The sequence below is a fragment of the Chryseobacterium sp. FW101-FHT12H09 genome (genome assembly GCF_058790395.1).
Window position 1 is genome coordinate 473,273 of sequence record NZ_JBYTCP010000001.1, and the last position, 13,925, is coordinate 487,197.

General features: G+C 34.3%; 10 protein-coding genes. 4 read left to right on the forward strand and 6 right to left on the reverse strand.

Features of this window, described 5'->3' with window-relative positions; all coding sequences use genetic code 11:
- Positions 1 to 10: 10 nt before the first annotated feature.
- Positions 11 to 1,006, reverse strand: a complete 996-nt coding sequence (locus tag AC3WRL_RS02150) for an isoaspartyl peptidase/L-asparaginase family protein (protein WP_261511395.1) — start codon at positions 1,004 to 1,006, stop codon at positions 11 to 13.
- A gap of 44 nt (positions 1,007 to 1,050) precedes the next feature.
- A complete protein-coding gene (locus tag AC3WRL_RS02155; RefSeq protein WP_261511394.1) occupies positions 1,051 to 3,318 on the reverse strand; it encodes a glycoside hydrolase family 20 protein in 2,268 nt (755 codons plus the stop codon).
- Positions 3,319 to 3,421: 103 nt separating this feature from the next.
- Here AC3WRL_RS02155 and AC3WRL_RS02160 point away from each other — a divergent pair, with 103 nt between their 5' ends.
- The gene (locus AC3WRL_RS02160) at positions 3,422 to 4,240 is read left to right on the forward strand and encodes a DUF4197 domain-containing protein (RefSeq protein WP_214826288.1); all 819 of its coding nucleotides are present in this window, start codon (positions 3,422 to 3,424) and stop codon (positions 4,238 to 4,240) included.
- 74 nt (positions 4,241 to 4,314) lie between these two features.
- Here AC3WRL_RS02160 and AC3WRL_RS02165 read toward each other — a convergent pair whose 3' ends face one another.
- Positions 4,315 to 4,968 (reverse strand): CoA transferase subunit B, encoded by a 654-nt coding sequence (locus AC3WRL_RS02165; protein WP_214826290.1) that lies wholly within the window; start codon positions 4,966 to 4,968, stop codon positions 4,315 to 4,317.
- Positions 4,969 to 5,089: 121 nt separating this feature from the next.
- Between AC3WRL_RS02165 and AC3WRL_RS02170 the strand changes: the two genes are divergently transcribed.
- Entirely contained in the window at positions 5,090 to 6,892 is a 1,803-nt protein-coding gene (locus tag AC3WRL_RS02170) for an ABC transporter ATP-binding protein (protein ID WP_214826292.1), read from the forward strand.
- Between the two features lie 64 nt (positions 6,893 to 6,956).
- On the opposite strand, the gene AC3WRL_RS02175 is transcribed toward AC3WRL_RS02170, so the two are convergent.
- Together AC3WRL_RS02175 and AC3WRL_RS02180 are read right to left on the reverse strand one after the other, a co-directional pair.
- A complete protein-coding gene (locus AC3WRL_RS02175) occupies positions 6,957 to 7,658 on the reverse strand; it encodes a CoA transferase subunit A (RefSeq protein ID WP_214826294.1) in 702 nt (233 codons plus the stop codon).
- Positions 7,659 to 7,827: 169 nt separating this feature from the next.
- Positions 7,828 to 8,439, reverse strand: a complete 612-nt coding sequence (locus AC3WRL_RS02180) for a hypothetical protein (RefSeq protein WP_261511393.1) — start codon at positions 8,437 to 8,439, stop codon at positions 7,828 to 7,830.
- A 343-nt stretch (positions 8,440 to 8,782) separates the two neighbouring features.
- Here AC3WRL_RS02180 and AC3WRL_RS02185 point away from each other — a divergent pair, with 343 nt between their 5' ends.
- Both AC3WRL_RS02185 and AC3WRL_RS02190 read left to right on the forward strand, forming a co-directional pair.
- Complete coding sequence (locus tag AC3WRL_RS02185; RefSeq protein WP_492329626.1) at positions 8,783 to 9,160, forward strand: DoxX family protein; 378 nt, start codon at positions 8,783 to 8,785, stop codon at positions 9,158 to 9,160.
- 310 nt (positions 9,161 to 9,470) lie between these two features.
- A complete protein-coding gene (locus tag AC3WRL_RS02190; protein ID WP_261511391.1) occupies positions 9,471 to 11,000 on the forward strand; it encodes a membrane-binding protein in 1,530 nt (509 codons plus the stop codon).
- A 91-nt stretch (positions 11,001 to 11,091) separates the two neighbouring features.
- Here the strand turns inward: AC3WRL_RS02190 and AC3WRL_RS02195 are convergent, their stop codons facing one another.
- Entirely contained in the window at positions 11,092 to 13,827 is a 2,736-nt protein-coding gene (locus AC3WRL_RS02195; protein ID WP_214826300.1) for a fibronectin type III domain-containing protein, read from the reverse strand.
- Positions 13,828 to 13,925 lie beyond the last annotated feature (98 nt).

Below are 13,925 nucleotides of genomic sequence, written 5' to 3' on the forward strand. Positions count from 1 at the left end.
TGATTTTTAATTACTTTTTTAATGCAAATTCAGGAGTTTCCAATCGGTTTCCTTTTTGATCATGAACCGCAAAATTAAATCCATCCTGGATACAATAAGATCCATATTCCCCGTTTTTATTTAAAGCTATAAAACCCACCTGAATATCTTTTAGGTTTTTGTTTCTTCTTTGTGCAATCTTTACAATTCTTTCTACTGCTTCTTTACAGGCTTGCTGGGGATTTCTCCCTTGTCTCATTAGTTCTACTACCAGATGCGTTCCCACTGTTCTGATCACTTCTTCTCCATGCCCCGTAGCTGTTGCGGCGCCTACTTCATTATCTACGAATAAACCGGCACCGATAATTGGAGAATCTCCTACTCTTCCATGCATTTTAAAAGCCATTCCACTAGTTGTACATGCTCCGGAAAGATTTCCCTGTGCATCTAATGCGATCATTCCTATCGTATCATGATTTTCAATGTTGACAACCGGCTGATACTTGCTGCTTTTCAGCCATTCTTTCCACTCTTTTTCAGACTCTGGGGTCAATAGATTTTCTTTTTTAAAACCCTGTGATAAGGCAAATTGAAGGGCACCATCTCCCACCAACATAACATGGGGTGTTTTTTCCATAACCGCTCTTGCTACAGAAATCGGATTTTTAACATTTTCTATACAGGCAACAGATCCGATATTATAATTTTCATCCATAATACAGGCATCTAGTGTTACTCTTCCATCTCTGTCGGGACGTCCACCATAACCTACGCTTCTCTCCGTAGGATCCAACTCTACCAAACGTACTCCTTTTTCAACAGCATCTAATGCTCTTCCGTTTTTACCAAGAATTGTCCATGCTTCTTCATTGGCTTTTAAACCAAAGTTCCATGTAGAAAGTACAATGGGTTTATTGATGATTTTATTATTTTCAGGAAGCTCTTTAGCTATTAAATCCAAAGGATTCATTAATAATGCTGAAGAAGCAAGTGCTGTATTTTTTAAAAATTTTCTTCTTGAGTTCATTTTTTTCTGGTATTAGGTTGCAGGAATATTTTTACTATTTATAATTATAAAGCTCCTATTTCATCTACGAAAAGCCAAGCTTTAGAATCAGCTCCCGGATTTCCGGCTGGTATAATTCCTGCATTTTCTATTTTAATTTTAATATATTTTGAGTTCTGATTTCCTATATTCAATCTTACTTTTCCTTTTGAGTTCTGAATTTCTTCTTTTCCAATTTCTTTGATCATTTTAAAATTAGTGTTGTCATCGGAAACAAAAATCTGTGTTGATTTAGCAAGATGAATCCAACTTCCCTTATTCTCCAGAGTATTGAAATAGATTTCTGAAAACTGTGTTTTCTGTCCTAAGTCAATAACTGCTACAACATCTTTTCCATTAAATCCTAACCACGTTTTCCCTAACTGCTTTTGATTTCCAATAATCCCGTCCACTAAAGTGAAAGCGCCTCCAAAAGAGTAATTTTCACTTGGCTGTTGTTCCAGGCTAATGTTCTTTCCTGTCGTTTTGGAAGGGGTAAACTGTTGTGTGGAAACAGCACTTTTTAGTTGACCTTCTTCAAAATAGGCAGACTTCACTGTCATGGCCTTAGATACAGGAATAACCTCCTGATAAGATTGAGAGTTTATTGTCGGATCCGTTCCATCCGTTGTGTATTTTATTCCATTGGAATTTTGAGAAGTTGACAATTCATAAGCAACACCATTCACTGCAGGAATTACTTTTCCTGAAATATTATAAATGCTTTTAGCATAATTCACCTTCATTTTATCTAAAACCTTAAACTGCTGTATGACCCTGTTTTCAAAATCTTTATAATTTTTAGAATCCGCTGTTCCCCAAGCAACTTCTGAGAGTGCCATTAACCTTGGAAAAATCATATACTGCACCTGTTTAAAATCGAGAATATATTCAGTCCATAAATTAGCTTGAACCCCCAAAATGTATTTTGCCTGCTCAGCATTTAATTCCGAAGGGATAGGATCATAGGAATACACTTTATCTAAAGGAGTAAATCCACCAAAAGCATTTGGCTCCGATTGTGGATCTCCCTGATAATGGTCAAAATAGCAGAAAGCTCCGGGAGTCATCACGGCAAAATGTTTGGATTTCGCCGCTTCAATTCCTCCATTTACCCCTGTCCAACTCATTACGGCTGCATTTGGAGCTAATCCACCTTCTAAAATTTCGTCCCAGCCAATTATTTTTCTTCCTTTGCTGTTCACATATTTTTCAATGGTCTGAATAAAATAACTTTGTAAACCATGTTCGTCTTTCAGGTTATTTTTCTTTATTAATTCCTGACAATGTGCACATTCTTTCCATCTGGTCTTCGGGCACTCGTCGCCACCAATATGGATATACTGAGATGGAAAAAGTTGCATAACCTCGTCCAAAACGTTTTCCAAAAATGTAAAAGTTTCTTCTTTTGGACAAAATACATCATCAAAAACACCCCATTTCGTAGCAGCTTCAAAAGGTCCTTTTGTACAAGCTAATTCTGGATAAGCTGAAAGTGCAGCTAAAGCATGACCCGGCATTTCAATTTCGGGAACAATAGTGATATGTCTTTGTTCAGCATATTTAACCACTTCCTTAATCTGCTCCTGGGTATAAAAATAGGGGCCATATGGTTTTCCGTCAAATGTATTATCAACATAAGCTCCGATCATCGATTCTTTTCTTTTAGAACCTATTTCGGTAAGCTTTGGATATTTTTTGATCTCAATTCTCCATCCCTGGTCATCAGTTAAATGCCAGTGAAAAGTATTCAGCTTATACATCGCCAGATAATCGATATACTGTTTCACTTCATCCACGGTAAAAAAATGACGACAAACATCCAGATGCATTCCACGCCATGCAAATTTTGGAGAATCATTAATTTCCATAGCAGGAATTTGCTTGTCTTCCCTATGCTCTTCAAACAACTGAATCAACGTTTGAAGTGCAAGAAAATACCCCTGCTTGGTATAGGAACTTATCAAAATTCTTTTGGGAGAAATGTAAATAGAATACTTTTCTTTATCTGCTTCAGCATTAATTGGGATTTTTGGCTGTGGAAACAGCAAATGCATCACATGAACTTTTTCTGTACTGCTACTGGATTTAAATTTAACCTGGGAACCTAGACGTTTTTTTAAATATTCTGTTTCTTCTTTCGGAAGTTTATCATTCAGTATTAGTGTTTCTGGAATTTCAAACTTCCCGGCCTGCATATTTACACTTTGTGGATAAGGAATTAAATTTGGTTTCTTCTGAGCATGAAAAACAGTGGAAAAAATAGCAGAAAATATAAATAGAAAACGTCGCATTTAAGTATGATTAAGGTTTTAGCTAAGATAATTATTTTCTAAAACTCTTTTGCTCATTTTAACTTATTAAATAATAAAACATCTAAATTTGCAAAAAAATACAATGAGAAAAACTATTTTTCTGGCTGCTGGATTATTATTTTCAGTTTCATCTCAAGCCCAACTTTTAGACATTATAAAATCTACTGTTAAGGATAAAACGGGAGTTGATCTAAATAATCCCGGTAAAACAAAAAATACCACTACATCCAATACGACTGCCATATCTACCTCATCTCCCAATAGATCGTCCTCTATTAATCTGAACAATCTTACCTCATCACAGATCTCATCTGGATTAAAGGAAGCTTTAAGTCTTGGAGTAACTGATGGTGTAAAAAAACTGGCTTTAACTGATGGATTTTTAAAAAATGAGGCTGTAAAAATTTTAATGCCTGAAAAATTACGGAAAGTCGACACTACGTTACGTTCTTTAGGAATGGGTAAACTAGCAGATGAGGGGGTAAAATTATTAAACAGAGCTGCTGAAGATGCGGTAACAGAAGCCGCTCCTATTTTCACGAATGCCATTACTTCCATGACCATTACGGATGCTAAAAATATTTTATTAGGTTCCAATAATGCAGCAACCAATTATTTGCAGACTAAAACCCAAAGCCAACTGTTTACCGCTTTCCAGCCAAAAGTACAGGCTTCTTTAGGAAAAGTAGGAGCTGATACGGTTTGGAAAAATCTTATTTCAAAATACAATATGTTTACTGGACAGTCTGTAACTACTGATCTTAACGAATATGTTACCACAGAAACTATTAATGGCGTATTCAAAATGGTGGCAGAAAAAGAAAGTGGAATAAGAAATACTCCGGCTATGAGAACGACAAGTATATTGCAGAAGGTTTTCGGAGCTCAGGATGGAAAATGATCTTAGATTTTAAAATTACAATTATATATATAAAAAAGGCTGTTTCAGAAATTGTAACAGCCTTTATTTTTTATTTAGAATTGCATTTCAGGAATATCCCCTTCAATGATAAGATCTGCTTCTGTAGATTTGATAATATGTTCTACTGAAATTCCTGGTGCTCTTTCAACGAGCTTAAAACCTGCAGGAGTGACATCCAGTACTGCTAATTCTGTCACTACTCTTTTCACGCAGTTTACACCTGTTAATGGAAGCGTACATTTCTTTAGAATTTTACTTTCTCCTGCTTTGTTTACGTGCATCATTGCAACGATGATATTTTCAGCAGAAGCTACTAAGTCCATTGCACCACCCATTCCCTTCACCATTTTTCCAGGAATTTTCCAGTTGGCAATATCTCCATTTTCAGAAACTTCCATCGCTCCAAGAATGGTTAGATCTACTTTCTGACCTCTGATCATTCCAAAACTGAAAGCAGAATCGAAGAATGATCCTCCTGGCAATATCGTAATCGTCTGTTTTCCGGCATTAATAATATCGGCATCTTCTTCGCCTTCAAAAGGGAAAGGTCCCATTCCGAGAACTCCATTTTCACTCTGAAACTCTACGTCTATACCATCTGGAACGTAGTTGGCAACCAGAGTAGGAATCCCTATTCCCAGGTTTACATAGTAGCGGTCTTTCAGTTCTTTTGAAATTCTTTTAGCAATTTGTTCTTTTGTGAGCATAATAAAAACTTAGACTGCAATTTAAATATTTTCAATTGAATACAAAAGGTCTTTATTATTCCAAATTATTAACATCATAAGTCAAAATAATATCTTTAATTTTGCAGGATTATTTAATCGAATGAAAATACTCTTAAGATATCTTAAACCTTACAAATGGTTGATTGCCCTTTCTTTGTTACTGGCCACCATTAATCAGGTTTTTTCTTTATTTGCACCGGCAATTACCGGTAATATCCTTGATCAGCTGGTTACCCATCCTAATTTTTTTGATAAGGAAAAACTCATTCCCAGAAATCTGAATCAATATTTATATGGAAATGGAATTTACCACGGGGCGTTTTATTTTTTAACATTGCTTATCGGAACAGCAATGATAAGCCGAATTGCCAAAGCATTTCAAGATTATGCGGTAAGCGTTATTACCCAAAAGTTTGGTGCGAAAATATTCACTGATGGTCTAAAGCATTCAATGGCATTACCCTACCAGGAATTTGAGGACCAAAGAAGTGGTGAAACCTTATCGATCTTAACGAAAGTACGAGAGGATACGGTGAAATTCATCACCAGTTTCATTAATATATTCTTCGGAATATTAGTCAGTATTATTTTCGTTTCCGTGTATGCTATTCGTTTACATTGGTCGATTATGCCTGTGTATATCTGTGGAATTTTCCTGATTGCTTTTATCACCAATTTATTGAGCAAAAGGATAAAAAACATTCAGAAAAATATTGTTTCAGAAACAACGGCTTTAGCTGGAAGTACTACAGAAAGTTTAAGAAATATAGAAATTGTTAAAAGTTTAGGACTAACCAATCAAGAAGTTATCCGTTTAAATAATAATACGTATAAGATTCTTGGACTTGAGCTTAGAAAGGTTAAAAGTATCCGTTCTTTAAGTTTCATCCAGGGAACGATGGTCAATTTTCTTCAACAGATGATTACCCTGACCCTGTTATTATTAATTTTCAAAAATATTGTTACTCCCGGACAATACCTGTCTCTGATGTTTTATGGTTTTTTTATTTTCGGACCGATGCAGGAAATTGGGAATATTATCATTTCTTATCGTGAGGCAGAAGCATCTCTTAATAACTTTGATCGTTTAATGAAAAAAGAGGTGGAAGAAAAACCACTTCATCCAAAACAAATTGGTGCTATTGAAGAATTAGAATTTAAACATGTTTCCTTCAAACATCAGTCGGCACAGTATAAAGCCTTAAATAATATCTCTTTTGATGTGAAAAATGGAGAAACCATTGCTTTTGTAGGACCTAGTGGTTCAGGGAAAAGTACATTGGTAAAATTACTGGTTGGGCTTTACAGGCCACAGGAAGGAAATATTTTTTACAATACAATTAATGGAAAAGAATTTGACTTTGATGAATTGAGAAATCAAATTGGTTTTGTAACCCAGGATACTCAGCTTTTTGCAGGAACGATCAAAGAAAATCTTCTTTTTGTAAATCCTAAAGCTACAGAAGTGGATTTGGAAATCGCTTTACAGAAATCAAGTTGTACTGCATTATTAGAAAGAGCAGAAAAAGGTATTGAAACGGTTATTGGTGAAGGAGGGCTGAAATTGAGTGGTGGGGAAAAACAAAGAATCGCTATCGCTCGGGCACTTTTAAGAAAGCCCCATTTATTGATTTTTGATGAGGCGACTTCAGCTTTGGACAGTATTACTGAAGAAGAAATAACATCCACCATAAAAAATATTTCAAAGGAAAAGGAACAAATTACAGTTCTTATCGCCCATCGTTTAAGCACTATTATGCATGCAGACCGAATTTATGTACTTGAACGCGGACAAGTCATAGAAATGGGATCTCATGATAATCTAATTGCCGAAAAAGGATTGTATTATGCCATGTGGCGACAACAAATCGGAGAAAGAAAAATGCTTATTTCGGAAGAATAAACAAAGCGCTGAATAAATTATTCAGCGCTTTGTTTTTATTTTAAATGTTGTTTTTCAAAAGAAATTATTCTTTTTGTCTAACAGTTCTTTGTTCAATTCTCTTTTCGAATTTTTCACCCTGGAAAATTCTCTGAATCATAATTCCGGGAATATGTATCTGATTAGGATCCAATTCTCCATCTTCTACTAATTCTTCCACTTCAGCAATTGTAATTTTTGCAGCGCCCGCCATTGGATGATTAAAGTTTCTTGCAGATCCTTTGAAAATTAAATTTCCGGCATAATCTCCTTTCCAGGCTTTTACAATAGAATAATCAGCTTTATAGGCATGTTCTAAAATATGAGGCTTACCATCGAAATCTTTTACTTCTTTACCCTCAGCGATCTCTGTTCCATATCCTGCAGGAGTATAGAAAGCAGGAATTCCAGCCTGAGCTGCTCTGCATTTTTCAGCAAGCGTTCCCTGAGGAGTAAGTTCAACATCTAATTCTCCGGAAAGCATCTGTCTTTCGAACTCTGCATTTTCTCCAACATAGGAAGAAATCATTTTTTTAATTTGTCTTTTATGAAGCAGTAATCCTAATCCAAAATCATCAACTCCTGCATTATTGGAAATACATGTCAAGTCTTTTACATCGCTTTCTACCAATGCATTAATGGAGTTTTCAGGAATACCACAAAGACCGAATCCACCTAACATTAAAGTCATTCCATCCTGAATACCTTCAATGGCTTCCTGTGCATTTTTTACTCTTTTATCAATCATTAAATATTAGATTTTCTGTTGGCTAAATTTAATAATTTTTCTCGTAACTGTGGTAGTCTGGATTTTTATTTGAACTTATAAAAGTTCATATTCGAAAAAACAGGATTTAAAAATCAGTTTACATACTTTTTTATAGAGATCAGATTCAGTAGGCAGATCTTACTTTACATTATTCAAAATCAAGTAATCCGTCTGAAAGTGCTTTCCATTGGATTTTTGATATTCCCACCATTCCTCCTAAACCAACCATCATATTTCTAAGTTTATCAACGAATGCAGCATTATAATTTGGAGATTCATTCCGTCCATATATCGCAGCCGTCAGTTCTTTGCCATTTCTTGAAATAAGAAAAGTTGATGTCGCTTTATCACTGTAAAAATGTGCAACATGATCATTTTGGTCATTCCCAGGGATTTTCGATGGGCTGCAGGTTACTAAAAAACTCTCAAACTCATCAGCAACCTGATGAAATATATTAACAATTTCTACCCAATCATATCCTTTTGCTTCTGCTTCACCGGGACCAGGTATATTAATCCTAATAAAATCTCCTATTTCAGGAGAACGGTCGAGAGGCTTTCTGTTGGAATCAAAAAGTTTAAAATCTGATGTATTTTCTCCGCTAAATTGTTGCCATTGATTGACCGAGAAGAATCTTTCTTTTAAAATACTAAACTTTTCTGCTGCCAATACGGCATCATTATAATACTTTTGACTTTCAGTGTCATGAAATCCGCCTTCTTTTTGTAGTGGTATTCCAGGAATTTTTTTTGGCTTCATTATATCAAATTTAAAATTGAACGTTTTTATCAATCCAAATATTGAATATCAAACTATTTTATTTTTTTCTTTTTAAAATCATTTTATTTTAAGCAGAAAAAACATTTATAATTAACATCATAAAATCCGGTAATTAGAATTAATGCGACAATTTGCAGACCAAATTTTCTTTAGGTACAAAAAAAAGTTCCGTCCAGGTCTTATAACGACAATCCTATCTAACTGAGTATATTAAGATTACATATTAAAAAATTATTTACTTTTTTTAATGGTCTAGATTTTGGAACTAATACAATAAGTAATTATAAGGTTCAACTGACAAGCGCCTCAAAAAAACAGTATTATGGAAACAAAAGATATATCAAGGGTAGCACTTGGTGCATTTCTCATCTCAGCAGGAATAGGTCACCTTACGTTTGCGAGAAAGGAATTTCAGGCTCAGGTTCCGGAGTGGGTTCCTTTAAAAAAAGATGATACTGTAGTATATTCAGGAATCGCAGAAATCCTTTTAGGAACAGCAGCGATTGTGACTCCTCAAAAGTATAGGAAAACAATGGGAAAAGTTCTCGCTGGATTCTTTGTGGCCGTTCTTCCCGGAAATATTGCTCAATATAGGAACAGAAGGGATTCTTTTGGTCTTAATACAGATAGTCAGAGATTGGCAAGGCTTTTCATGCAGGCTCCATTGATAGCATGGGCACTAAAATCTACAAAGGATTAAATATTTTTTAGAAAGCCAATAACCAGAACTTTTTCCTTATTTTTTTTCTAAAATTGGTCTATATTTGGTGAAAATTATTTACCACATATTCAGACCTGTTAATATAGTTAGTATATTAATTATTTAGCAAACACAAATTAATTCCATGAGAAAAAAAATACCTAACTGCAGCTTAGCCGTTTCTCCTACTCTATATCTAATCACAGATAAAAATATCTTCTTATTTAATTCCAAAGAATATATGACTTAAGATGAAGAAATTCATCGAGATCAATTTTTAAACTTCACCTTTACAAAAATTAATGTATACATGAAAAAATTATTTACCCTAACGCTATTAGCGCTACTATTTACAATAAAGGTCTATTCACAAGAGAAAATCTATTTTGATGAAAACTGGGAAAAGACCACTCAAAATAAAATGGAATATTATCGGGAAACTGAACCAAAAGGTAAGTTTACCTTAATAAAAGATTATTACAAAAACGGAACTCTTCAAATGGAAGGCTTAGCTTCAGATATAACTCCACAAAATGAAGTATATGAAGGAAAAGTGACCTGGTATACAAAAGAAGGAAAAGTAATCAATTCTACCACTTTTTCTAAAGGAAAACAATTGGGTCCAGCTCAATCATTTGATGAGAAAGGAAGAATACTTGAGGATTTCACCTATAATTCAGATGGCGGCTATAAGGGAAAGAGCTACGCTTACAAAGATGTTGAAAATTCATCTTATTTTAATTCTCTAACCATATATGAAAGTCCTGAAGTATATAAAACAATAATTTACGATGAAGACATCAAAGGAATCAGATATGAGACGAGCATTGAGAAAAATGGAGATTCTGAAACTAAATACTACGGGGATAAAGGTAAATCACTTGGTAGTAACAGCTATTCTTCATCCACAACCAATAGTGGTACTGTTGTAGAATATTATTATAATCCAATGCGGGTTTCTAAAATTGAAAAATATAAAAATGGAAATGTAATTGAGAGTACTGTATTTGGCAAAAATGGAAATCTTTTACAAGAAGAGAAAAAAAACAAAAAAGACGGATACAAAACAACCTACGATGAATCCGGAAAAAAAATAGGAAATTTAGTATATAAATCAAATACAGAAGCTGAATATCTTACACCTTACGAAGGTGAAGATTATCAATTTACTTATGATTATTTGCAAATTTCTACCATTGATGTTTATAAAAACGGGTCACTTGTATTAAATAAAAGCTTTAGTGATAATGGAAAGTTATACTCAGAGAAAATTCTTAAAGATGATTCTGTACAGGAAATGAAATACTATAATGATAGTGGCACTTTAAAATCCAATATTACCTACAAAAACGATCTGCCTTATAATGGCACTTCATATGATGACCATAATGAACAACTTTATAAAGATGGGGTTTTAGTGCATTCGAAGACATTTTTTGAAGGAACTAAACTGCAATACGAAAAGAAATTAAACGCTGATAAAAACACATATGAAGCAACTGTTTATAATGATAAGGGAGCTATTCTTTACGTTTATAATCAACCAGTGGATGAAAGCTATCTTTTTACGGCACAAATTGCACAATATATCAATGGTAAACCGGCCAACAAAGCTGTTGTAAAAAATGGAATTCTTCAAAGTGGAAAGATTAAATTTAAAATAGATTCTGGCACAAAAGAAATAGAACGCAGTGGAAAATGGATATTATTAAAGATTTATGATTCCAATGGAAAACTTACTCAGGATTCGAAAATTTTAGCCGATTCGGAACAGGATGAAACAAATTATAGCCCCCAGACCGGTATATCGGAAGATAATTTATTGTATAATATTTTTTAAATATAAATAGTCTTTTAAATAAGAGTTTCAGAAAAATAAAAAACCGCCACTTAAAATTTAAGTGGCGGTTTTTATTAGTGTAATAGAACTATTATTGTATAATAAGTTTTAATGTAAATAGTTTTCTGGTGTGAACTTTCACAAAATACACTCCTTTTGGAAGGTTTTCATTCACTAAAGAGAAACGCTGATTATGTACGTTTTTAGATTCATACAATAAATCGCCTGTTGCGGATAATAATTCAATCTTATCAATTGGATAATCACTCTTAATAAATGTAGGTTCACCTGGTTTTGTAGGATTTGGATATAATACTACATTTTTTTCAGTGCTTTTTTGCACATCATCAGTTCCTAAAGTTGATGAAGTAACCTGAAATTGCTTTCTGTTTGAAACTTCAGTATAAGAATCATTGGTAAACATAACCATATAATAATTTCCGGGAGTTGTAGGTAATGCTGCACCGCTTAATGTTTTTGTTCCCTGAGTTATTCCGTCAAAATAGGTATAGGAAACAAAGTTGTCGTCTGGTGTCTGAACACTCTGAGGATAGATTCCCAACCAATCTTTGATGATTCCCGGAGAATCGGTCCATGAAGCAGTAATATTTTCCCCTAAAGTATAAACAGGTTTATTGATCCATAATTCGGTGACAATATCTCCTACTTTAAAGAAAACTTTCTCACCAATCGCGGTGTACCCATCTTCAAGGAAATACTGTGCAAAATAATATCCTTTTGGAAGTCCTGTAAAGTTAAGGCTTCCTGCAGCAGTTGTTACATATTGATAAGTTGCTGAAGTATTAGTTCCCGGGCTTTGTCCCATTTTGTAAATCCCAATCCAGTCTTTTACTAAATTTGGTCCGTTCGTGAAGTTAATTTTCACAGTTCCGCCTACAGGATAAGTATCTGCTGTTGCCTGTAATACTACTTTTGGTCCAACATAGAAATTTTTCCTCGGTGTAATTTCGGTATACCCATCATTAGCAAAAAATCCAGCAAAATATTGCCCTTTTACAGCTAATCCATTATTGAAAGTCGCAGTTCCTGCAGTTTGACCATTGGTATAAAGGTATGTCTGAGAAGTTACAGTAGCAGGAACCTGCCCTTTTTTATAAATTCCGACCCAATCTGTTTGATTTCCAGGTCCACCAGTATAGGTAGCGATAATTGGAGTATTTTGCAGGTATTCTGTGGCATTTAAAGTAAATGTAGGATTTGAAACTACACTTCCAGAAACTTGGAATTGTTTTACATCACTCCAGTCACTCCATTCTAAATTTCTATCTCTGTAACGGGCTTTTACATAATAAATTCCATTAGAAATTGAATTGGCAGGGAAAGTAACTTTTGTAATATCCACTCCCGCATTAAGGTTCTTAGCCTTATCCGGTGTTCCATCTTTTCCAAACCAGTTTTCATAATCACGATAAAATTCTTTTTCAATGACAGAAAAATCTGCTGCTTTACTGATTAGAAACTGTGTGGTATTTAAAAGTTCGCCATTAGGTGATGCAAAAGCACTTCCGTTTAGGGTTAGTGGTAATGTTATAGGACCTGAAAAAGTATTGGTGATACTTGGTTTTGTTGGTTTCGGCTGATTTTTATATCTGTGAAAAGAATCTACAAGTTCATTATATTTCTTAGTATAAACACCACCAATAGAATAGCATTCTACATCTACTTTACCATTGGTTACATCTACTTCTACGATCTGATAGGTCCAGTCTGTTAGTGTTTTCTGAACATCATCAAAATCCTGTTCTGTAGACATTCCCCAATACTGATCCCAGGCAGTTCCACCTGAAATAATCTGATAATTCGGAGTATCTTTTAACTGTCCTCTGTGATACAAATGATGATGCGCTCCAACATGCATTAAATATTTGCTTGATGAAGTTAAAAGAGGAACTGCATTGTTTCGCACCCATGTTGAAATATCACCTACATATTGTTCTGCCTGATAGGGTCTGTGACTTAGAGAAATAATCCAATCTATATTAGGGTCATTATTGGCTTCTGTTAAAATTTGTTGCAACCACGTTTGTTGTGCTGCACCCGTATGTTCAGAGCTTAAACTTACAAATAATACATTTCCAGCTTGCTGAGCATAATAATTTTCATTTCCTGAGCTTATATTATTGTATTTAATTTCATCAATATAAAAGTGAGCATAGTAAGAATTCATCCCTAATGTTCCATATGTTTCATGATTTCCGACTGTTGTCTGAATAGGAAGGTATGGTGATAGTTTAATATTCTTTTTAAAATGAACATTCTCATAATGATCTAACGTCCCGACGTCTACCTGATCTCCTACCATAAAAGTAAGAGCCACATTATCTGAGGGATCTGAGTTCGCACCAAACTTTTGCTTTAATTTTTTAAATGCATTTAAGGTAAGGGTATCATATCTTGGTTCTGCTTTGATCTGGTTATCTCCCATAATCAGGAAGCGTATTTTACCATCTGCAGTAGTAGCTTGTCCTGGTAAAGGAAGGGTTCTGAAATTATATATCGCAGATTCACTTGTACCCGTTTTTATTTTATAATAATACTTGGTATTAGGTTGCAGGCTGGTAATCTTAGCGGTGTGATAAAAATAATTGTTATTATAACCTGTATCTGAAAAAATATTGGTCGTTCCGGTTACGGTAACATTTAAATTTGTTGATGAAGTACCATAAAGCACTGTCGTTTCACTGTTCGATCCGGTTTTCCAATTGACGATCATTGAATTGGGTGTCGGATTTTGTAAATAGGGAAATAATGCCTGTCCAAATGCCATCTGGACGACAAAACAAAGAAGAAATAAACAAATTCTCATAATGGATTAATTTTAGGTGGTGTTGAATGGGTTATTACTGTATTCCGATAAATCTGAAAAGAAATATCCCGTTATTTTTACTTTTTTGCAAAAGTAGA